18 protein-coding genes and 4 pseudogenes are annotated in these 20173 nt (G+C 71.5%); 20 read left to right on the forward strand and 2 right to left on the reverse strand.

The genetic code is table 11. From position 1 onward, the window contains the following. Window positions 1-78 precede the first annotated feature (78 nt). From AB0D48_RS26850 to AB0D48_RS26895, 10 genes and pseudogenes are all read left to right on the forward strand, one after another. Window positions 79-450 carry a TcmI family type II polyketide cyclase gene (locus tag AB0D48_RS26850; RefSeq protein WP_362402069.1) on the forward strand — a complete coding sequence of 124 codons (372 nt, stop codon included), beginning with the start codon at window positions 79-81 and terminating at the stop codon, window positions 448-450. Further along, a complete protein-coding gene (locus AB0D48_RS26855; protein WP_362402072.1) occupies window positions 447-878 on the forward strand; it encodes a cupin domain-containing protein in 432 nt (143 codons plus the stop codon). The genes AB0D48_RS26850 and AB0D48_RS26855 overlap by 4 nt, the downstream gene beginning before the upstream one ends. Continuing rightward, on the forward strand, window positions 875-2155 hold the full coding sequence (locus AB0D48_RS26860) for a beta-ketoacyl-[acyl-carrier-protein] synthase family protein (RefSeq protein ID WP_362402075.1): 1281 nt from the start codon (window positions 875-877) through the stop codon (window positions 2153-2155). Before AB0D48_RS26855 ends, AB0D48_RS26860 begins: the two co-directional genes overlap by 4 nt. Next, window positions 2152-3414 carry a ketosynthase chain-length factor gene (locus AB0D48_RS26865; RefSeq protein ID WP_362402078.1) on the forward strand — a complete coding sequence of 421 codons (1263 nt, stop codon included), beginning with the start codon at window positions 2152-2154 and terminating at the stop codon, window positions 3412-3414. Before AB0D48_RS26860 ends, AB0D48_RS26865 begins: the two co-directional genes overlap by 4 nt. 26 nt (window positions 3415-3440) lie before the next feature. Then, window positions 3441-3704 carry an acyl carrier protein gene (locus AB0D48_RS26870; RefSeq protein ID WP_328930689.1) on the forward strand — a complete coding sequence of 88 codons (264 nt, stop codon included), beginning with the start codon at window positions 3441-3443 and terminating at the stop codon, window positions 3702-3704. Further along, window positions 3704-4150: pseudogene (locus tag AB0D48_RS26875) on the forward strand (SRPBCC family protein); the annotation flags it as partial. The gene AB0D48_RS26870 and the pseudogene AB0D48_RS26875, both read left to right, overlap by 1 nt. 45 nt (window positions 4151-4195) lie before the next feature. Continuing rightward, window positions 4196-4912, forward strand: a pseudogene (locus AB0D48_RS26880) (SDR family oxidoreductase); the annotation flags it as partial. A 32-nt stretch (window positions 4913-4944) separates the two neighbouring features. Continuing rightward, a complete protein-coding gene (locus AB0D48_RS26885) occupies window positions 4945-5694 on the forward strand; it encodes an SDR family NAD(P)-dependent oxidoreductase (protein ID WP_362402082.1) in 750 nt (249 codons plus the stop codon). 2 nt (window positions 5695-5696) lie between these two features. Next, window positions 5697-6020 carry an antibiotic biosynthesis monooxygenase family protein gene (locus AB0D48_RS26890; RefSeq protein ID WP_362402086.1) on the forward strand — a complete coding sequence of 108 codons (324 nt, stop codon included), beginning with the start codon at window positions 5697-5699 and terminating at the stop codon, window positions 6018-6020. Further along, the gene (locus AB0D48_RS26895; protein WP_328930686.1) at window positions 6017-6325 is read left to right on the forward strand and encodes an antibiotic biosynthesis monooxygenase; all 309 of its coding nucleotides are present in this window, start codon (window positions 6017-6019) and stop codon (window positions 6323-6325) included. Before AB0D48_RS26890 ends, AB0D48_RS26895 begins: the two co-directional genes overlap by 4 nt. 116 nt (window positions 6326-6441) lie before the next feature. Here AB0D48_RS26895 and AB0D48_RS26900 read toward each other — a convergent pair. After that, window positions 6442-6762 (reverse strand): annotated as a pseudogene (locus tag AB0D48_RS26900) (hypothetical protein); the annotation flags it as partial. A 168-nt stretch (window positions 6763-6930) separates the two neighbouring features. Between AB0D48_RS26900 and AB0D48_RS26905 the strand changes: the two are divergent. The 5 genes from AB0D48_RS26905 (at window position 6931) to AB0D48_RS26925 (ending at window position 13015) form a co-directional block, all read left to right on the forward strand. Then, window positions 6931-8130 carry an FAD-dependent oxidoreductase gene (locus tag AB0D48_RS26905; RefSeq protein ID WP_362402090.1) on the forward strand — a complete coding sequence of 400 codons (1200 nt, stop codon included), beginning with the start codon at window positions 6931-6933 and terminating at the stop codon, window positions 8128-8130. A 174-nt stretch (window positions 8131-8304) separates the two neighbouring features. Beyond that, entirely contained in the window at window positions 8305-9201 is an 897-nt protein-coding gene (locus AB0D48_RS26910) for an RNA polymerase sigma-70 factor (RefSeq protein ID WP_362402093.1), read from the forward strand. Between the two features lie 626 nt (window positions 9202-9827). After that, window positions 9828-10907, forward strand: coding sequence for a bifunctional DNA primase/polymerase (locus AB0D48_RS26915; RefSeq protein ID WP_362402096.1), 1080 nt, complete (start codon window positions 9828-9830; stop codon window positions 10905-10907). Beyond that, window positions 10904-12487 (forward strand): phage/plasmid primase, P4 family, encoded by a 1584-nt coding sequence (locus AB0D48_RS26920; protein ID WP_362402099.1) that lies wholly within the window; start codon window positions 10904-10906, stop codon window positions 12485-12487. Before AB0D48_RS26915 ends, AB0D48_RS26920 begins: the two co-directional genes overlap by 4 nt. 126 nt (window positions 12488-12613) lie before the next feature. Next, window positions 12614-13015 carry a DUF6009 family protein gene (locus AB0D48_RS26925; protein ID WP_362402102.1) on the forward strand — a complete coding sequence of 134 codons (402 nt, stop codon included), beginning with the start codon at window positions 12614-12616 and terminating at the stop codon, window positions 13013-13015. A gap of 47 nt (window positions 13016-13062) precedes the next feature. On the opposite strand, the pseudogene AB0D48_RS26930 reads toward AB0D48_RS26925, so the two are convergent. Beyond that, window positions 13063-13158, reverse strand: a pseudogene (locus AB0D48_RS26930) (dehydrogenase); the annotation flags it as partial. Window positions 13159-13382: 224 nt separating this feature from the next. Between AB0D48_RS26930 and AB0D48_RS26935 the strand changes: the two are divergent. From AB0D48_RS26935 to AB0D48_RS26955, 5 genes are all read left to right on the forward strand, one after another. Then, window positions 13383-14054, forward strand: coding sequence for a DUF4097 family beta strand repeat-containing protein (locus AB0D48_RS26935; protein WP_362402106.1), 672 nt, complete (start codon window positions 13383-13385; stop codon window positions 14052-14054). 100 nt (window positions 14055-14154) lie between these two features. Then, the gene (locus tag AB0D48_RS26940; protein ID WP_362402109.1) at window positions 14155-16431 is read left to right on the forward strand and encodes a DPP IV N-terminal domain-containing protein; all 2277 of its coding nucleotides are present in this window, start codon (window positions 14155-14157) and stop codon (window positions 16429-16431) included. A 356-nt stretch (window positions 16432-16787) separates the two neighbouring features. Beyond that, window positions 16788-17636 (forward strand): SDR family oxidoreductase, encoded by an 849-nt coding sequence (locus AB0D48_RS26945; RefSeq protein WP_362402112.1) that lies wholly within the window; start codon window positions 16788-16790, stop codon window positions 17634-17636. Between the two features lie 107 nt (window positions 17637-17743). Further along, window positions 17744-19246, forward strand: coding sequence for an oligopeptide:H+ symporter (locus AB0D48_RS26950; protein ID WP_362402115.1), 1503 nt, complete (start codon window positions 17744-17746; stop codon window positions 19244-19246). 19 nt (window positions 19247-19265) lie between these two features. Then, a complete protein-coding gene (locus tag AB0D48_RS26955; protein WP_362402118.1) occupies window positions 19266-20159 on the forward strand; it encodes an MBL fold metallo-hydrolase in 894 nt (297 codons plus the stop codon). The last annotated feature ends 14 nt before the right edge of the window (window positions 20160-20173 follow it).

Below are 20173 nucleotides of genomic sequence, written 5' to 3' on the forward strand. Positions count from 1 at the left end.
CGGTCCAGATCGTTTCAAGACAGCTTCAAGACGCACCCGCGAGGGTGGGTCAACGACCGAGGAAGCCAGGAGGGCAACGTGCACCGCACACTGATCGTGGCGAGGATGGGACTCGCCGACGCCGAAGGCGTCGCCAAGGTCTTCGCGGATTCGGACAACACCGACCTGCCGCACATGGTGGGCGTCTCCAGGCGGACCCTGTTCGCCTTCCACGACCTGTACTTCCACCTCGTCGAGGCGGAGCAGGACATCGGCCCGAACCTCTACAAGGCGCGCAGCCACCCGCTGTACAACGACATCAACACCCGGCTGCAGGAGTTCATCTCCCCGTACGACCCGAACTGGCGCGAGCCGCGCGACGCGATGGCCGTCCCGTTCTACTCCTGGACCCCGGAGAGCGGCGTGACCATCACCCCGCCGTCCGGCCCGAACATGGGCGGCGCCCGATGACCACCTCCGCCACTCCCACCAAGGTCAACCTGGAAGAGGTCGTCTCCAACCGCAAGCGCGGCGGCGACATCCGGATCACCCTCAGCCCCCGCACGGTCGGCTGCACCTCCGGCTTCGGCGGCACGCTTCGCCTGGCCCACGGCGAGTACGTCACCGAGCACCTGCACCCGTACTCCGAGGAGTTCCTGCACGTCGTCTCGGGCGAGCTGGAGATCACCCTCGACGGGGAGCCGGTGCGCCTCGGCCCCGGCGACTCGCTGCTCGTCCCGATCGGCGTCCGCCACCGCCTGGTCAATTCCGGCCCGGAAACGGCGCAGGTGGTCTTCCACCTGTCCCCGCTCGCGCCGCGCCCGGAGCTCGGCCACATCGACACCGAGGCCCCGCTCGTAGAGGGCGGCGCCAACCCGGACGTCGGAGGGGCCCGATGAGCCGTCGTGCCGTCATCACCGGGGTCGGCGCCGTCGCCCCCGGCGGCATCGGCCGGGACGCCTACTGGGACCTGCTCTCCAACGGCCGTACGGCCACCCGCGAGATCACCCTGTTCGACGCGTCGAAGTTCCGCTCCCGGGTCGCCGCCGAATGCGACTTCGACCCCGTCGCCGCGGGGCTGAGCGCGCAGGAGATCCGGCGCATGGACCGGGCCGCCCAGTTCGCGGTCGTCGCCGCCCGCGAGGCCATCGAGGACAGCGGCATCGACCTCGGCGCCGGCGACCCGGGCCGGATCGGCGTCAGCATCGGCAGCGCCGTCGGCTGCACCACCGGCCTGGAGGACGAGTACAAGGTCCTCTCGGACGGCGGGAAGAACTGGCTCGTCGACCACACCTACGGCGTCCCGCACCTGTACGGGTACATGATCCCCAGCACGCTGGCGGCCGAGGTGGCCTGGCAGGCCGGGGCCGAGGGGCCCGTCGCGCTGATCTCCACAGGCTGCACCTCCGGCCTCGACGCGGTCGCCCACGGCGTCCAGCTCATCGAGGAGGGCACCGCCGACATCGTCATCGCCGGCGCCACCGACGCCCCGCTGTCGCCCATCACCCTCGGCTGCTTCGACGCCATCAAGGCGACGACGCCGAACGCCGACGGCCCCTCGTCGGCCGCCTCCCGGCCCTTCGACGGCCGCCGCGACGGCTTCGTCCTCGGCGAGGGCTCCGCGGTGATGGTCATCGAGTCCGAGGAGTCGGCCAAGGCCCGGGGCGCGGTGATCTACGCCGAGGTGGCGGGCTTCGCCAGCCGCTCCAACGCCTTCCACATGACCGGGCTCAAGCCGGAGGGCCGCGAGATGGCCGAGGCCATCTCGGTGGCCCTGGACCGGGCGCAGCTGGGTCCGCAGGACATCGACTACATCAACGCGCACGGCTCGGGCACCAAGCAGAACGACCGGCACGAGACCGCCGCGTTCAAGCGGAGCCTGGGGCAGCGCGCGTACGAGATCCCGGTCAGCTCCATCAAGTCGATGATCGGGCACTCGCTGGGTGCGATCGGTTCGCTGGAGGTGGCCGCCTGTGCTCTGGCTCTGCGTCATCAAGTGGTGCCGCCGACCGCGAATCTCTCGGTCCCCGACCCCCAGTGCGACCTCGACTACGTACCCGTGACCGCCCGCGAGCACCGCATGGACCACGTGCTCAGCGTCGGCAGCGGATTCGGCGGCTTCCAGAGCGCCCTGATTCTCGGCCGCCCCGGCGGCCACGGAAGGGAGGCGGCATGAGCGCGCTCGGCATACCCGAGGGGCGGCGGCGCCCCGCGGTCGTCACCGGCCTGGGTGTGGTCGCCCCCACCGGCATCGGGGTCCGCCGGCACTGGGAGTCGGTGCTGGCCGGCAAGAGCGGCCTGGGCCGCATCACCCGCTTCGACCCGTCCTCGTACCCGGTCAAGGTGGCCGGGGAGGTGCCCGGATGGGAGGCGCGCGAGCAGGTCCCGAAGGGTCTGATCGCCCGCACCGACCGGTTCACCCACTTCGCCCTGGCCGCGGCCGAGGCGGCGCTCGCCGACGCGGCCGTCGACCCGGAGCAGCTGCCCGAGTACGAGATGGCCGTGGTCACGGCGAGCTCGTCCGGCGGCACCGAGTTCGGCCAGCGCGAGATGGAGCAGCTGTACCAGAAGGGCCCGGCCTGGGTCGGCGCCTACCAGTCGATCGCCTGGTTCTACGCGGCCACCACCGGTCAGGTCTCCATCCGGCACGGCATGCGCGGTCCCTGCGGGGTCATCTGCGCCGAGCAGGCCGGCGGACTGGACGCCCTGGGCCAGTCCCGGCGGCTGCTCGACACCGGCTCCCGGCTGGTGCTGTCCGGCGGTACGGACGCCTCGCTGTGCCCGTACGGCCTGACCGCCCAGCTGCCCACCGGCGCGCTGTCCACCGAGGACGACCCGACCCGCGCCTACCTGCCCTTCGACGAGGACGCCTCGGGCTACGCACCCGGCGAGGGCGGCGCGATCCTGGTCGTCGAGACCGAGGAGGGCGCCCGCGAGCGGGGCGCGAAGCACTACGGCCGGATCCTCGGCTACGCCGCCGGGTTCGACCCGCCGGCCGGGTCCGAGCGCCCGCCCGTGCTCGCCTCGGTGATCCGCCGGGCCCTGGTGGACGCCGGGGTCGGCGCGGACGACGTGGACGTCGTCTTCGCGGACGCCGTCGGCACACCGGACCTCGACCGCGCCGAAGCCGCCGCGATCAACGAGGTATTCGGCGCCGGCCGCGTCCCGGTGACCGCGCCGAAGACGCTCACCGGCCGCCTGTACGCGGGAGGGGCCGCCCTGGACGTGGCGACCGCCCTGCTCAGCCTGAGCGCCGGCGTGATCCCGCACACCGCCGGCCCCGGCCGCGCCGCCTCCGGGCTGGGCATCGACCTGGTCGTCGACCGCCCGCGGCACACCGCGCCCAAGACGGCGGTGGTCCTAGCCCGCGGCCACGGCGGCTTCGCCTCCGCGCTGGTCGTGGACGCCGGGGACCGCACCGACCACACCAACTGACCTCATACGCGAAAGGGCAGGAAGCCATGAGCGATTTCACCGTAGCTGACTTGAAGCGGATCCTGCAGGCGGGCGACGGCATCGACTGCGAGGTGGACCTGGAGTCCGACCTGGACCCCAACACCTCCTTCGCCGAGCACGGCTTCGACTCCCTCGCCGTGCTGGAGCTGACCAACCGGATCGAGCGCGAGTACGGCATCTCCGTCGAGGACGGCGGCCTCGAGTACGAGAACACCCCGCGCGAGGTCGTGGACTACGTCAACGCGCTGCTCGCGGAGGCCCGAGTCTGATGGCGGGCCACACCTGCAACTCCATCGTCATCGACGCTCCCATGGACCTGGTCTGGGAGCGCACCAACGACGTGCCGTCCTGGACCGAGCTGTTCAGCGAGTACTCCGTCGCCGAGGTCCTGGAGCAGGACGGCCCCACCGTCACCTTCCGGCTCGCCCTGCACCCGGACGAGAACGGCAAGGTGTGGAGCTGGGTCTCGCAGCGCACCACCGACGAGGCCACCCGCACCGTCCGCGCCCACCGCGTGGAGACGGGCCCCTTCGAGTACATGAACATCCACTGGGAGTACACGCAGACGGACGAGGGCGTCCGGATGCAGTGGACCCAGGACTTCCACATGAAGGACGGCGCGCCCCTCGACGACGAGGGCATGACGGACCGCCTCAACCGCAACACCCCGGTCCAGATGAACCTCATCAAGCGCAAGCTCGAGGCCGCCGCCCGGGCCCGGCTGACCCCGCTCGCCGACCTCGCGGGCAAGCGGATCCTGGTCACCGGCGGGTCCCGGGGCATCGGGCGCGGCATCGTGCTCGCCGCCGCCCGCGCGGGTGCCGACGTCGTCACCTGCTACCGCCAGGAGAACGACCACGTCACCTCGCTGGAGAAGGAGCTCGCCCCGCTCCCCGGTACGCAGCACGTGCTGCGCGCCGACGTCAGCGTCGCCGCCGACGCGCGCCGGCTGGCCGAGCGGGCGAAGGAGCTGCTGGGCGGGCTCGACGCGGTCGTCAACAACGCGGGCGACTTCGCGCCGACCCCGTACGCGGAGCTGACCGACGCCGCGTGGGCCACCGCGCTGCAGTCGAACCTCAACAGCACCCACCAGGTCACCCAGGCCGTGCTGCCGCTGCTCGGCGCGGGCGCCTCGATCGTCAACTTCGGCTCCACGGTGGCCCGTATCGGCATGGCCGGCGGCGTCCACTACACGGCCGTCAAGCAGGCGCTCGTGGGTATGACGCGCTCTCTGGCCCGGGAACTGGGTCCGCAGGGCATCCGCGTGAACACGGTCTCGCCCGGCCGGATCGCCACCGAGGCGCTCGACGAGCTGCCCGCGGAGGTCGCCGCCCAGCAGCGCGCGATCTTCTCGAAGTTCAACGCGCTGGGCCGCCTCGGCACCCCGCAGGAGATCGCCAACGTCGTGCTGTTCCTGATCAGCGACCAGGCCTCCTACATCACCGGACAGAACATTCACGTCGACGGCTGCGTGTGAGCCACCGTCGCACCTCGGAAGGGACACACCACGTGGAACTCGGACTGCAGGGCAAGAAGCTCCTCGTCACCGGCGGGTCCCGGGGCATCGGGCGCGGCATCGTGCTCGCCGCCGCCCGCGCCGGTGCCGACGTCCTCACCTGCTACGTGCAGGAGAGCGAGTACGTCGAGAGCCTGCGCCGGGAGCTGAAGGAGACCGGCGGCGACCACTACGTCGTCCGCGCCGACGTCGGCGACCTGGAGCAGGTCGACGCGCTCGTCGAGACCGCCAAGGAGAAGTACGGCAAGCTCGACGGCATCGTCAACAACGCCGGTGTCATCAGCCACATCCCGTTCGCCGAGCTCGCCCCGGCCGAGTGGTCGCGTGTCCTGGACACGAACCTGACCGCCACGTACCGGATCATCCAGCAGTCGCTGCCGCTGCTGGGCGAGGGCGCCTCGGTCGTCAACATCGGCTCGCGCGGCGCCGCCGCCGGCATTCCGCTGCGCGCCCACTACACCGCGGCCAAGGCCGCGATGATCGGCCTGACCCGCTCGCTCTCCAAGGAGCTGGGCGGCAAGGGCATACGCGTCAACGTGGTCGCCCCGGGCGTCATCGAGACCGAGGCGTTCGACGACATGCCGGCCGAGCGCGCCGCGGGCCTGCGCGCGACGTACTCGCAGAAGACCGCCCTGGCCCGCCTCGGCCGGGTCGACGAGCTGGCCGCCCCGGTGCTGTTCCTGCTCAGTGACCTGTCGGCGTACGTCACGGGCGAGACCCTCAACGTGGACGGAGGCATCTGACCATGTCCGACGCGACCTTCCGGGTCATGCTCCGCATGCAGATCAAGCCGGGCGTGGAGGCCGACTTCGAACGTGTGTGGAAGGAAGTCGGGGGCTCGGTCACCAGCCACCCGGCCAACCGCGGCCAGTGGCTGTCCAAGAGCACGACCGAGAACGAGGACGGCGTCTACTACATCGTCAGCGACTGGGTGGACGAGCCGCGCTTCCGCGAGTTCGAGACGAGCGACACCCACCTGGAGCACCGCACCAAGCTGCACCCGTACCGCAGCGGCGGCTCCATGACGACGATGGACATCGTGGCGAGCCTGTCGAGGGCGGCCGCGTGAGTGCCGCTCCCGCCGTGGAAGTGGTGCTCTACCACCTCTCCGACCGGGGCGAGGACGTCCTGGCGGCCTACCACGAGGCCAGCCGCCGCATGTCCGGCACCCCGGGCCTGCTCGGCAACCAGCTCATGAGCGAGCTGGGCCGCTCCGACAGCTATGTCGTGGTCAGCCACTGGGACAGCTGGGAGTCCTTCGAGAAGTGGGAGGGCGGCGCGGACCACAAGGACCAGACGGCCCCCCTGCGCGAGTTCCGCGACACCGAACGGGCCCGCCCCTTCGAGATATACAAGGTGCTGGCCAGCTACTGAGACCCGTGGGGGACGCGCGCAGCGTCCCCCACGCCCGGTGGCCGGTTCCCTCGGGAAACGTTCCGGGGCTCCCTTGGCGTCGGGTGTTCCCCTGGCGTCGGGTGGGCGGCGTTGAGTTACTCGCGGACCTGCGCGTTCACCGGGGGATGCGCGTCACCGCTGTCCGCGCCCAGGCCCGAGAGCAGGCGCAGCCCGTCCTCGGCGCGGCTGCCGGGGGCCGCGGACAGGACCAGCAGCTCCATGCCCGAGGCGTCCGGTAGCGAGAAGTTCTCCTGGTGCAGTTCCAGCAGTCCGACCAGCGGGTGCCGGTACGCCTTGCGTCCATGGAAGAGGAGCCCGGCGAGGCGGTTCCCGGCGAGCACGTCCAGGCGATGGTCCATGATCAGCGCGGGTGCGTCGGCGACCAGGTCGAGCACGCGCAGCAGCTCCGGCCGGACGGGTTTCGGGCTGCACGTGCGCGGCTGACCGCCGGCGACGGCCGCCCCGTGCGGCACAGACTGCTCTGCGCCAGAAGGAAGCCGCGGTTCAAAAGCATCACCGAGGTGTCACAACGATCGGTCAGGCGGTGTCTTGATGCCGAAGCCCTTTGAAGCGGAGGAGACACCATGACCGGGAACACCGATGTGGTCGTGATCGGCGGCGGGTACGCCGGTGTGATGGCCGCCAATCGCCTGACGCGGCGCGATGACGTGACGGTGACGCTGATCAACCCGCGCCCGGCGTTCGTCGAGCGGATCCGCCTGCACCAGCTGGTGGGCGGGACCCACGACGCGGTCGTCGACTACCGGAAGGTCCTGGCCGCGGGCGTCCGCCTGGTGGTCGACACCGTGACACGGATCGACGCCGGCGAGCGCAGCGTGACACTGGCGGCCGGCGGCGCGGTCGGCTACGACTACCTGATCTACGCGGTGGGCAGCGGCAGCGCCGACCCACGCGTGCCCGGAGCGGCCGAGTTCGCCTACCCCATCGCCACCTTCGAGGAAGCGGGGCGGCTGCGCCCGGTCCTCGACGCCGCCCCCGCGACGGCTGCCGTGACGGTGGTCGGCGGGGGTACGACCGGCATCGAGACCGCCGCCGAGCTGGCCGAGGCGGGCCGCACCGTGACCCTGGCCTGCGGTGGCGTGCTGGGCCCGTCCCTGCACCCCCGGGGGCGGCGCTCGGTCGCCGAGCGGCTGGCCGAACTCGGAGTGACCGTGCTCGAAGGCCCCGACGCGAAGGTGACGGCCGTGACGCGCGACGCCGTGCGGCTCAGCAACGGCCGCGAGCTGCCGAGCGACGTGACCGTCTGGACCGCCGGGTTCGGTGCGCCGGACCTGGCCGCCCGCAGCGGGCTGAGCACCGACGCCCTGGGCCGCCTGCTCACGGACGAAACGCTGACCAGCGTGGACGACGTACGCATCGTCGCCGCCGGGGACTCGGCCGCGCCGTCGGGCCTGCCGCTGCGGATGAGCTGCCAGGCGGCGGTCCAGCTGGGCCCGCAGGCCGCCGAGACGGTGCTCAGCCGGATCGCGGGCAGGCAGCCCGCGGACATCGACGTGGCGTTCGTCGCCCAGTGCGTCAGCCTGGGCCGTCGCGCAGGCGTCCTCCAGCTCACCCGCAGGGATGACACCGCCAAGGGCTACTACCTCGGCGGCCGCCCGGGCGCGAAGGTCAAGGAACTCATCTGCAAGGGCATCCCCTGGCAGCTGTCGTACGAGGCGCGCAAGCCCGGTTCGCGCACCTGGTGGGCCAAGGACGACAAGCGCCGGCAGCTGCTGCGGGCCGAGCGCGCAGAGGCGCCGGCCACCGCTGGACACACCGCCTGAGGGCTGTCGTTGTCGGTCCGGTGACCGTCGCGGTGTCGACCGCATGTCGACGGCGCCGCGCACCGAACGGGTGGGTCATGATCGAACAGCCACCAACGACAAGGACCATGCTGTGAATACCTGCTTGAAGGCCTTCGCCGGCCAGGGCCGCCGGCGGGGGAGAGGGATCGGGATATGAACGACCACGCCAGCGACCCGGCGACGGAGACGTTCGTCGCCCACCGCAACCTGCTCTTCACCGTCGCCTACGAGATGCTCGGCTCGGCCGCCGACGCCGAAGACGTCCTCCAGGAAACCTGGCTGCGGTGGGCCAAGGTCGATCCGGAGGAGGTGCGCGACCAGCGCGCCTACCTGGTCCGGATCACCACCCGGCAGTCGCTCAACCGGCTGCGCACCATGAGCCGCCGCAAAGAGTCGTACGTCGGCCCCTGGCTGCCCGAACCGATGCTCACCACACCCGACGTGGCCGAGGACACCCTGCTCGCCGAGAGCGTGTCCATGGCCCTGATGCTCGTCCTCGAAACACTCTCGCCCACCGAACGCGCCGTCTTCGTACTCCGCGAGGTCTTCGACGTCGACTACGACGAGATCGCGGCCGCCGTCGACAAAACCCCCGCCGCCGTCCGCCAGATCGCCCACCGCGCCCGCAAGCACGTCGACGCCCGCCGCCCCCGCCAGACCGTCTCCCCGAGCCAGACCCGGGCGGCTCTGGAGTCGTTCCGGCACGTCATCGAGACCGGGAACCTTCAAGGCCTCCTCGACGTGCTCGCCCCCGACGTCGTCCTCATGAGCGACGGCGGCGGCATCAAGCAGGCCGCACTCCGGCCGATCACCGGCGCCGACAAGGTCGCCCGCTTCATGATCGGCGGTCTCGGCAAGAACAAGAGCCCGATCACCCTCTCTCCCACCGTGGTCAACGGCAGCCCGGCACTCCTCGTGCACCTGGACGGGGAGATCGACGGCGTCATGGCGATCCGGGTCGAGGAAAGCCGCATCACCGGCCTCTACTACGTCCGCAACCCGGAGAAACTGTCCCGCGTCGAATCCGAGACCCCGCTCACCCTGCGGTGAAAACCCGGTGGGGGATGCGCCACTTGGGGATCGGTGCCTCGTCCCTCTTGGTCCCCCGTCCCTTCGGTCCCTCGCCGTGGTCGGTACTGAACCCGCAGGTCAGAGCATTGCCGGCGGGATCGCGGCGGGGACCGAAGGGACTGAAGGGACTGAAAATGCCAGTTCCGCCTACATGCGTGTGCGTGTGTATGCGCACGCGTGAACAAAGAGCCTTGGACGCTGGACTGCTGATAACTGGCACTTGTGAGTCCCTTCAGTCCCTCTGCGGGGTGCGAAATCCCTCTGAACTGGGCTTTCGTCGGAGGGACTGAACGGGGACCGAAGCGGGACGGTCCCTCCGTCCGAGCTGCGAGGCGGAGGGGCGAGCCCCGACACGCCCGGGCTGCGGGAAGACCCGCAGTCGGGCTCTGCGGTCTCCAGCCCATGACGGCGCAGGTCGCCAAGGGACTGAAGGGACTGAAGAACTGATGCGGCAGCAGCGAAAGCCCCACTGCCTGCGGTAGGCTCTGGATCTCATTGGGAAACTCAGTCCCTTCAGTCCCTCTCTGGCGAGTTCTGGCCCTCTGACCAGGGCTTTTGTCGAGGGGCTGAATCAACTCCAGGGCCCCTCGACAAGGACGATCCGCGTGCCGCGCCATGGTGAGAGCAGAAGAACAGCACCCGCGGAGAGCGTCAGTCCCCTCGATGTCGCCCTCTGGTGCGCAGCACAGGGCTGGCCCGTGCACCCGCTGGCTCCGGGACGCAAGACACCCGCGGCCAACTGCGACACCTGCCCGCCCGCAGCGCACCCCCCGCAGGGTTGCCCTTGCGTGGCCGACGGCAGGTGGTGCCACGGCTTCCACGCCGCGACCACCGAGCACGCCCGGCTGAGCGCCTGGTGGGGGGCGCAGCCGGCGTTCGGCGTAGGAGTGTCCTGCGGTCCCGCGGGGCTCGTCGTCCTTGACGTCGACGCGCACAGTGCCGAAGTCCCCGACAGGACGCGGCTCCTGCCCGGCATCACGATCCACGAACAGGTCAACCTGGAAGGTCTGGCCTCCGGTTTCGACACCCTGGCCCTGCTCGCGGCCTACCGGAAGCAGGAGAACCCGGCCGAGGACGGGACGACCCTGCGCGTCAGGACCCCTTCGGGCGGTCTCCACATCTGGTACCAGACCCCGCCGTCCGCCGTCCGCTACCGGTCTTCGACGGGGTCGAGCCCCAAGGTGGCGCTCGCCTGGCAGGTCGACGTACGCGCCACCGGCGGCTACATCGTCGCGCCGGCCACCCGGACGACGGCGGGCACCTACGTCCCCGTCGGAGCGGCCCGGCTGCCGGCTCCCCTGCCCGAGTGGCTCGCGGCAGAGCTGCAACGAACGGGGCACGCGGTTCCGGAGCAGCCCGCGCACCCCCCGGTACCCGCACCGCGACGCGTGGCGAAGCCCGACAGCACAGCGGCCCACCACCTGCTGGGCCCGCTGCTGGCCGAGGTGGAGGGCTGTGCCGCCGCCTCGCACGGAGCAAGCTTCACGGAGAAGCTGAACCGTGCCGCGTACACCGCCGGCGGGCTCGTCGCCGCGGGCCACCTGACCGACTCGGGGGCCCGCGACCTCCTGACATCGGCCGCTGACGCCGCACGCCCTCACCAGAGCCACCGCAGCCTCGCCGTCATCACCTCTGCCCTGTCCGCCGGTCTCAACCGGCCGCTTCACCTCAAAGGACGCACATGAGCAGCGCCGACGGCCCGCGTTTTGACGCCACAGCCGCCGCCCAGCAGATGCTCGACCTCCAGGGCCTCCAGGACCACCAGGACCTGAAGGGGGCGGCGAATCTGCCTGCCCAGCAGCGCGCCGCCACGGTGCACGAGCCGACCCGGTCGGCGGGCCGGCTCCCCGGCCTGCTCTCCGACCGCGGCAACGCCAAGCTCTTCGCGGTGATGTACGGGGACCAGTTCCGCCACGTGGAGGGCCTGGGCTGGTACCACTGGAACCAGTACCGCTGGAAGCGCACCGGAGGTGAGAAGTCCGCGGTGTGGGCGGCCGGCGACATGGCCGAACAGATGCCCGCCACCGACCCGACGGGACTGTTCAGTGACCGGGAACTGGCCGCGCACCGGCGGAGGTCGATGTCGACCCCCGGGATCAAGGCCATGCTGGCCCAGGCGAAGGCCTCGCCCGCGCTCGCTCTCGACCCGGACGTCCTGGACGGCGATCCGTACGCCCTGTGCACCCCCGCCGGGGTCGTGGACCTGCACACCGGGGTTCTGCGCAAGCCGGACCCCGAACGCGACATGCACTCGCGCGCCACGGGCGTCGCGCCGGAAGCCATGGCCACCCCGCGCTGGCACCGCTTCCTGCACGACACGTTCGGGGACGATGCCAAGGGCCTGGAGACCATCCAGTTCCTCCACCTGCTCCTCGGCTATTCCATCACCGGAGACGTCGGCGCGCAGGTCCTGCCCTTCCTCTACGGCACCGGCGCGAACGGCAAGTCGGTGCTCCTGGACGTCATGACACAGATCCTGGGCGACTACGCACAGGCCGCCCCGCCCGGCTTCCTGATGGAAAAGGGCAAGTTCTCCGAGCACTCCACGGAACTCACCGAGCTCCACGGCCGGCGCATCGTGGTGTGCAGCGAGCTCAAGCCCAATGACAAGTTCGACGAGTCCCGCGTGAAGCTGCTGACCGGTGGCGACCGCATCATGGCCCGCAGGATGAGGCAGGACTTCTTCAGCTTCAACCCCACCCACAAGCTGTGGCTGCTGGGCAATCACCGCCCCGAGGTGGCGTCCGGCGGGCACGCCTTCTGGCGCCGCATCCGCCTCATCCCCTTCGAACGGGTCGTACCCGCGGCACGCAAGATCGACAACCTGGCCAAGGAGCTCGTCCAGAGCGAGGGCCCCGGCATCCTGCACTGGCTCATCGAGGGAGCCCAGCACTACCTCGCCACCCGCGACCCGCTGACCGGTCCCGCCTCCGTGCGCACGGCGACCCAGGCCTACGCGACGACCGAGGACCACATCGGGCGCTTCCTCACGGAATGCTGCGCCACCGACGCCACGGCCGCCCGCGGCAGCGACCGGGGCGCAGGCGACCTCAAAGTCGAACAAGGCCTGCTCTACGCCGCCTACAGCAGCTGGTGCAGCGCCGGTGAAGGGATCCGCCCCGCAACCGCACGGGCCTTCGCCACCCGGGTGCGGCAAGAACTCTCCCTCGCCTCACCGGCCGACATGATGAAGTCGAGCGGCAAGAAGTACTACCCCGGCCTCGCGCTCCTGGCCGAAGGCGAATCCGAGCCCGGACATGTCTAGTCCACGCACCGTACGCACCCGTACGGCACCTCCCTACGATGGACGCGGTATCCCCGCACGGGACCCTTCCCGTCCCACCCACCCTGGCCCCCACCCGGCCGCCGACAACGAAAAGGGGCTGCAGCCATGAGCTCGCTGCTGAACGAGAGCGACCTCCTCCACGAAAGCACCGTGGTGTGGCTGGAGAACCCCGATGGCCTCGACTACGTCCGCCAGGCGCTCGACAAGACCGCCCGGCGCCGCGGCAAGCCCCGCTACGCCCGTGACGGCCGCATGGTCGGATACAGCGAACTCGACGAGACCGCCGAAGCAGATCCCGACAGCGGCCTCCAGCTCCGCCGCGTCTTCTTCCTGCTCCCGCACGACAGGGACACCGAGCCCGACGGGCTGTACCAGGAAGGCGCCCCCGGCGAAGCGGTCGACCCCCGCACCATCGAGCCACGCCGAGTGGGGGAGAAGACCCCTCGCTCCCAGGGCGGCCCCGACGCGGCGATAGCCGCCACCGGAGCCAGGACCGCCCAGGCCTGACCGAGAACCCCGACGCCGGACCGCCGGCCGCCCTCTCCGGCCGCATGCTCGCCCACCGGCGGCCGCAGGTTGACCCCTGCGCTGTTGACGAGGATGTCCGGCTCGCCGAACACGGCGGCTTCCTGCTCCGCCGCCGCGCGCACCCGCAACTGAACGGCCGGCGGAGCACTGCGTCCAGGATGACGTTCACCTTCAATTCATTGCAACGCTGGGGCGATTACCGTTGCGTTAATCCGGAGGTCGGTTGCAACGATTTTCTGACCTTGACCTGCATTAATGATGATTGGGTGCAACGAGGTCGTTGAGGGTTCTTTGAATGCAACGTAGCTTTTTGCTCATCGCAAACGATGAGCTCGAGGAGAGCACGATGCAGAAGTTCGATACCCCCGCCCCGATCACCGCCGTTCTCGACATTCCCGCGGGGCGCGTGCGGTTCATCGCCGCCGACCGGGCGGACACCGCGGTCGAGGTCCTGCCCGCGGATGCCTCGAAGGGCCGTGATGTGAAGGCGGCGGAGCAGATCACGGTCGCGTACGGCGACGGGGTCCTGCGGATCGGGGCCCCGGCGGCGAAGAACCGGATCCTCGGCAGCTCCGGGTCTGTCGAGGTGACCGTCCAGCTGCCCGCCGGTTCCCGAGTGGAGGCGAAGGCGGCCAGCGCAGAGTTGCGGGGTGTGGGGCGGCTGGGCGACGTCACGTTCGAGGGCGCGCAGGGTGTGGTCAGGCTCGACGAGGCCGCGAGTGCGCGCCTGGCCCTCCTCGCCGGTGACGTCAAGGTCGGCCGCCTGGGCGGTTCTGCGGAGATCAGCACCCAGAAGGGCGACCTCCACATCGCCGAGGCCGTGGCCGGCACGGTCGAACTGCGCACCGAGTACGGGGAGATCACGGTCGGTGCCGCCCGCGGAGTGTCCGCTTCCCTCGACGCGGGCACGTCCTTCGGCCGGATCCACAACGGGCTCCGGAACACCGACGGCGCCGCCGCCGGCCTGACCATCCGCGCGACCACCGCCTACGGCAACGTCACCGCCCGCAGCCTGTGAAGGAGCACCCCTGCGCGCCCGAAGCAACGGCATTGACATGATCATCCGCCGCGCGTGGCATCACGATGCCCGGCACCCCCACCGAGGAAGGACCCGGAGAATGACCACCACTCAGGACTACCAGGCCGCAGAGCAACTCCTCCGCCGGCCCGCCCGCCCCGGCGAGCTCGTCATCGGCGACAAGGTCAGGCCCCAGTGGATCGACGGGGGAGCCCGTTTCTGGTACGCGGTGAGCAATGGCGTCGGCAGGCGGTTCGTCCTGGTCGACCCGGCGGCGGGCACCCGCGAGCCGGCCTTCGACCACGCCCTGCTCGCCGCCGCGCTGGCCGCCGCCTCCGGGCAGCAGGTCGACCCCGAGGCCCTGCCGTTCATGGCCATCGAACTGGCCGGGAACGCCGTGGAGTTCTTCGCGCTCGGCGAGTACTGGCGCTGCCGCCTGGACGACTACGCCTGTGAGCGGGCCGAGTTCACGCCGCCGGGCAGCCCCCTGGAGGTGCCGTCACCCGACGGGAAGACCGCGGTGTCCCGGCGGGGGCACGACCTGTGGGCGCGCTCGCTGTCCGACGGCCGCGAGTGGGCGCTGACCACCGACGGCGCGCCCGACCACCAGTACGGCTCCGGCCCGGACTGCACGGGCAACGCCACCCTGCTGCGCAAGATCGGCCTGCCGCACCTGCCTCCCGCGGTGGCCTGGTCGCCCGACTCGACGAAGGTGCTGGCGCACCGGACCGACGAGCGCCGCGTCCGCCAGACCCATCTCGTGGAGGCCAGGCCCGCCGACGGCGGCGCGCCCCTCGTGCACACCCAGCGGTACGCCTACGCCGGGGACGAGAACATGCCCCTGGCCGAGCTGGTCGTACTGGACGTCGCCGAGGGCACGGTGGTCCGCGCGCAGGCCGAGCCGCTGCTCATGCCGCAGATGTCGCCGATCATGACCAAGTGGGCGTGGTGGGCTCCGGACAGCTCGGCGGTGTACTACCTCGACCGGCCCCGCGACCTGCGCACCCTCACCCTGCACCGGCTGGACCCGGCCACCGGCGAGGTCACCACCGTGCTCAGCGAGAGCGGGGACACCCGTGTCGAGCCCAACCAGTGGATGTACGAGCCGCCTATCGTGCGGGTGCTGGCAGACGAGGTGCTGTGGTACTCGCAGAGCGACGGCTGGGGCCACCTGTACCGGTACGACCTGCGCACCGGCGCGCTGCTCGGGCAGGTCACCTCCGGACAGTGGGCGGTGCGGCAGATCCTGCGCGTCGACGAGGCCGAGCGGGTGGTGTGGTTCACCGCCTCCGGGCTGGTCGAAGAGGATCCGTACCGGCGCACGGTGTGCCGGGTCGGCCTGGACGGCTCCGGCTTCGCCAAGGTCACCGACGACGACCTGGACCACATCGTCACCGTGCCCGACGGCCAGGAGTACTTCATCGACTCCGCGTCCACCGTCGACACCCCGCCGGTGACCCGCGTCCGCGACTGGACCGGGCGGGTGCCGGCCGAGCTGGAGCGCGCCGACATCGGCAAGCTCACCGCGACCGGCTGGACGGCGCCGGAACGGTTCTGCGTCAAGGCGGCCGACGGGGTGACGGACATCTACGGCGTGCTGTACCGGCCGCGCGGGTTCGACCCCGCCCAGTGCTACCCGGTGGTGGACAACCTCTACCCCGGCCCGCAGGTCAACCGGGTCGCCCCGTGCTTCGACCCCGGCGGGATGGGCCTCGACGCGGAACCCATCGCGGCGCTGGGCTTCGTGGTGGTGGCGCTTGACGGACGGGGCACCCCCGGGCGGAGCAAGTCCTTCCACGACGCCTCCTACGGCCGCCTGGCCGACGCGGGCTGCCTGGCCGACCACGTCGCGGCGCTGCGGCAACTGGCCGGGACGCGGCCGTGGATGGACCTGGACCGGGTGGGCGCGTTCGGCCACTCCGGCGGCGGGTTCGCCGCGGCGCGGGCGGTGCTGGACTTCCCCGAGGTGTACAAGGCCGCCGTCGCCCTCTCCGGCTCGCACGACGCCCGCCACTTCAACCCGGGCTTCGTGGAGACCTACGACGGCGCGGACAACCCCGAGGCCTGGGCCCGCACCTCCAACGTCGACATAGCGGAGCGGCTGGCGGGCAAGCTGCTGCTCGTCCACGGCGAAATGGACGACCAGGTCCACCCGGACCACACGCTGCGCCTGGCCGACCGGCTCGTCGCCGCCGACAAGGACTTCGAGCTGCTCATCGTGCCGGGAGCCGAGCACACGCTCCTCGACTGCCTCGCCTACGTCCGCAAGCGCAGCTGGGACTTCCTGGTGCGCGAGCTGATGGGTACGCAGCCCCCCGCCTACCGCCCCGCCCCCATCGCGCTCGGCCCCGACCTGCTCGGCGAGCTGTTCGCCTGAGCCCAGACGGCCTCGGCCGACGAACAGCCCCCGCCCCGACTCCTGCATGCCTGCACCGAATACGGTTGCACGGTCCCTCGGACCACCGTTACCGTGCCGCACGTCAGTCATCGACACACAGGGAGTCCCGAGGGGCGAGCGAGCGACGAAGAACCGCGATCGGAAAGTCCGTGCAGGACTGATCGACGGTTGAGAGGGCCGAAAGAGGCCGGAGTCGGACAGAGGATCCGACCACCCCATCTCCGCTGCCACAGCAGGCAGCGTTCTTCATCGACTTCGCTGTGCGCACTCCCGTTGCGGCTCGCTCCACCGCGAGCCGCACGGTTCTGTGCACCGCACCAAGGAGACACCACCGCATGATTCTGGTTACTGGCGCCACCGGCAACGTGGGCTCGGAACTCGTCGTCCAGCTGGCCGCCGCGGGCATCGCGGTCCGGGCCATGACCCGTTCGCCCGAGAAGGCGGACTTCCCCGCCGGCGTCGAGGTCGTCGCCGGCGACTTCGACAAGCCCGGGACCCTGCCCGCCGCCCTCGCCGGCGTCGAGCGCGTCTTCGTCGTCCCGCCCGGCTACGGTCCCGAGGGCCCGGTCCAGGAGACCACCCTCGTCGCCGCCGCCCGCGAGGCCGGCGTCGAACACCTCGTCAAGATGTCCACCAGCGGCGTGCACTTCGGCGCCACCGACCCCCTCAGCAACGGGCACCGACTCGGTGAGCAGGTCATCCGGGAATCCGGGCTCCGGTGGACCGTCCTGCGCCCCGGCACGTTCATGGTCTACCTCTTCGGCCACGCCCGGACCATCGCCGCGAGCAAGACGATGTACGTCACCGAAGGCGACCCGGTCTCCGCGATGATCCACCCCCGCGACATCGCCTCCGTCGCCGCCGAGGTCCTGACCGCCTCCGGCCACGAAGGCCGGACGTACACCCTCACCGGCGCCGAGGCCTACTCCCCGAAGCGCCAGGGCGAGATCATCGGCGAGGCCCTCGGCGAGCCCGTCGAGGTCGTCGAGCGCACCACCGCCGAAGCGCGGGCGGAGTACGACCGCCTCGGCTGGGGCGGCCCGCGACTCGAAGGCCTGCTCGAACTCAAGCGCCAGTCGGCCGCCTGGGACTTCGAGGTCTTCGACACCGTGGAGAAGATCACCGGCGCCGCGCCGCTCACCTTGCGCGACTGGGTCGACGAGCACCTCCACCTCTTCGGCTGACCCGGCACGCGGCCGCCCTGGACCGGGTCTCCAGGGCGGCACCAGCCTTTGCCGAGTGCGGCTCCGCAGGCTGGGAGGCCAGCGCCGCCCGCCCGAAGGAGACTGCCGTGGAGAGCCCGACCCGCTCGCACGACCCGAGCGGCGCCACGCTGCTGGGCGAGGACACGCCGACCGCCGAGCGGATCTACGTGCCGCCCATGACCTCCGGCGGCGCCACGCCCGGGCCCAGGGCGCGGCGGGCGTTCGTCACGCTGCTCGGCGTCGACCTGTGGGAGCGGTTCAGCTTCTTCGGGATGGCCGCGATCCTGGTCCTCTACCTCACCGCCGCCCCCGCCGACGGCGGCCTGGGCATGGCCTCGCAGACCGCCACCGCGGTCTTCGCCGCGTACATGTCCCTGAACTTCATGGCCGGACTGCCCGGCGGCTGGCTGGCCGACCGGGTGCTCGGCGCCCGCCGGGCCGTGCTCCTGGGCGGTGCGCTCATCGCCACCGGGCACGCCGTCCTGTCCATCACCACCGCATCCGCGCTCTACGCCGGACTCGCGCTCATCGTCGCCGGTACGGGCCTGGCCAAGCCCTCGCTGGCCGCGATGGTCGCCGCCGTCAGCGGCGCCGAGAAGCGCGAAGCGGCGTTCTCCCGCTTCTACATGTGCATCCAGGTCTCCGCGCTGCTCGCCCCCGTCGTCACGGGACTGCTCGCCGAGAAGGTCGCCTGGCACCTCGGATTCGCCGCGGCCGCCTTCGGCATGGCGGCGGGCCTGGCCCAGTTCGGCATCGGGCTGCGCGCCTTCGAGGACGTCGGCCGGTCCCCGGTGCGGCCCGTCTCGCGCGAGGAGGCCCGTACCGCCCTGCGGCGCGCGGCCGTGGGTCTCGCCGTCGCCGCGGCCGCCGTGACGGCCGTCGCCGCCGGCGCGCTGCCGCTGACGGCGGTGCTGGCACTGCTCGGCCTGTCCACCCTGTCCCTGCCGTTCCTCTACCTGCGCACGCTGCGCCGCCGCACACCCGTCGACGGCAAGCGGCTCTCCGCGTTCACCGGGGTGATGGGTGCCTCCGCCGCCTTCTGGATGATCTTCGCGCAGAGCGGCTCGGTGCTCGCCCTCTTCGCGGAGCGCCACACCGACCGCGGCGTGCTCGGCTTCGACGTGCCGGCGAGCTGGTTCCAGTCCGTCCACCCTCTGTTCGTCCTGCTGCTGGCCCCTTTCGTGACGCGGCTGCGCGGACCGGTGACCACGAAGTTCGCCGCGGCACTGGGCGCGGCGGGCCTGAGCTTCGTCGTCATGGCGGCGGCCGCCCTGCTGGCCCAGGACGGAACCGTCTCCGCCGCCTGGCTGATCGGCGTCTACCTGCTCTACTCCTTCGGCGAGATCGTCCTCGCCCCGGCCGGACTCGCGCTCGCCGCGGCCGTCGCCCCGCCCGGCTTCACCAGCCGGTTCCTCGCCCTCAACGGCATGTTCGCGGCGGTCGGCGTGGTGCTGGGCGGCCAGCTCTTCCGGCTGACCGCGGTGCTCCCGCTGTCCGTCTACTTCCTGCTGATGGGCAGCGCCGTGCTCGCGGTCGGCGCCGCCGTGGCCGCCACCGCGCGCCGGGTACGCCCGCACCTTCCCGCCTGACACCCGAAAGGGGTATCCCGTGCTTGTCACCGAGCTGGCCGAGGGCGTCCACGCGTACGTACAGCCCGACGGCGGCTGGTGCCTGAACAACGCGGGCATCCTCACCGACGGGACCCGGAGCGTCCTGATCGACACCGCCGCCACCGAAGCCCGCGCCCGCAACCTGCGCCGCGCCGCCCTGCGGCTGGCGCCGCGGCCGCCGCACGCCGTGGTCAACACCCACTTCCACGGCGACCACACCTACGGCAACTCCGTCTTCCCCGAGGCCATGGCCATCGGCCACGAGCGGACCCGCGCCATGGTCGCGACGGCCGGGCTGCACATGGCCGGCCTGTGGCCGGAGGTCTGCTGGGGCGACATCGAGATCACCCCGCCGGAACTGACCTTCCAGGACCGCATGACGCTCCACGTGGGCCCGATCCGCGCCGAGCTCATCCACATCGGCCCGGCCGCGCACTCCATCGACGACACCGTCGTCTGGCTGCCCGACCAGGGCGTGCTGTTCACCGGCGACCTCGCGATGAACGGGGTCACGCCCTTCTGCGTCATGGGCTCCGTCGCGGGCTCCCTGCGCGCCCTGGAGCGGCTGCGCGCCCTCGGCGCCACCACGCTCGTCCCCGGCCACGGCCCGGTCGGCGGCCCGGAGATCCTCGACGCCAACGAGGCGTACCTGCGCTGGGTCCAGGGGCTCGCCAAGGAGGGCGCCGCGGCCGGAGCCAGCCCGATGGAACTGGCGCGCGCCACCGACCTCGGCCCGTACGCCGGACTGCTGGACGCGGAACGCCTGCTGCCCAACCTGCACCGCGGGTACGCGGAGGAGCGGGGGCTGCCCGAGGGCGCCCCGCTGGACATCGGCGCCCTCTTCGAGGAGATGGCCGTCTACCACGGCCGCCGCCCGCAGTGCCACGCCTGAGCCGGTCGGGCCCC

The organism is Streptomyces sp. NPDC048269 (assembly GCF_040652395.1).
Lineage (GTDB): Bacteria > Actinomycetota > Actinomycetes > Streptomycetales > Streptomycetaceae > Streptomyces.

What these genes read in the sequence shown, in the direction of transcription:
- AB0D48_RS26855 (WP_362402072.1), top strand. Translation starts at nt 447, where the DNA reads ATGACCACCTCCGCCACTCCCACCAAGGTCAACCTGGAAGAGGTCGTC.
- AB0D48_RS26860 (WP_362402075.1), top strand. Translation starts at nt 875, where the DNA reads ATGAGCCGTCGTGCCGTCATCACCGGGGTCGGCGCCGTCGCCCCCGGC.
- AB0D48_RS26865 (WP_362402078.1), top strand. Translation starts at nt 2,152, where the DNA reads ATGAGCGCGCTCGGCATACCCGAGGGGCGGCGGCGCCCCGCGGTCGTC.
- AB0D48_RS26870 (WP_328930689.1), top strand. Translation starts at nt 3,441, where the DNA reads ATGAGCGATTTCACCGTAGCTGACTTGAAGCGGATCCTGCAGGCGGGC.
- AB0D48_RS26890 (WP_362402086.1), top strand. Translation starts at nt 5,697, where the DNA reads ATGTCCGACGCGACCTTCCGGGTCATGCTCCGCATGCAGATCAAGCCG.
- AB0D48_RS26905 (WP_362402090.1), top strand. Translation starts at nt 6,931, where the DNA reads ATGACCGGGAACACCGATGTGGTCGTGATCGGCGGCGGGTACGCCGGT.
- AB0D48_RS26910 (WP_362402093.1), top strand. Translation starts at nt 8,305, where the DNA reads ATGAACGACCACGCCAGCGACCCGGCGACGGAGACGTTCGTCGCCCAC.
- AB0D48_RS26920 (WP_362402099.1), top strand. Translation starts at nt 10,904, where the DNA reads ATGAGCAGCGCCGACGGCCCGCGTTTTGACGCCACAGCCGCCGCCCAG.
- AB0D48_RS26925 (WP_362402102.1), top strand. Translation starts at nt 12,614, where the DNA reads ATGAGCTCGCTGCTGAACGAGAGCGACCTCCTCCACGAAAGCACCGTG.
- AB0D48_RS26935 (WP_362402106.1), top strand. Translation starts at nt 13,383, where the DNA reads ATGCAGAAGTTCGATACCCCCGCCCCGATCACCGCCGTTCTCGACATT.
- AB0D48_RS26940 (WP_362402109.1), top strand. Translation starts at nt 14,155, where the DNA reads ATGACCACCACTCAGGACTACCAGGCCGCAGAGCAACTCCTCCGCCGG.
- AB0D48_RS26945 (WP_362402112.1), top strand. Translation starts at nt 16,788, where the DNA reads ATGATTCTGGTTACTGGCGCCACCGGCAACGTGGGCTCGGAACTCGTC.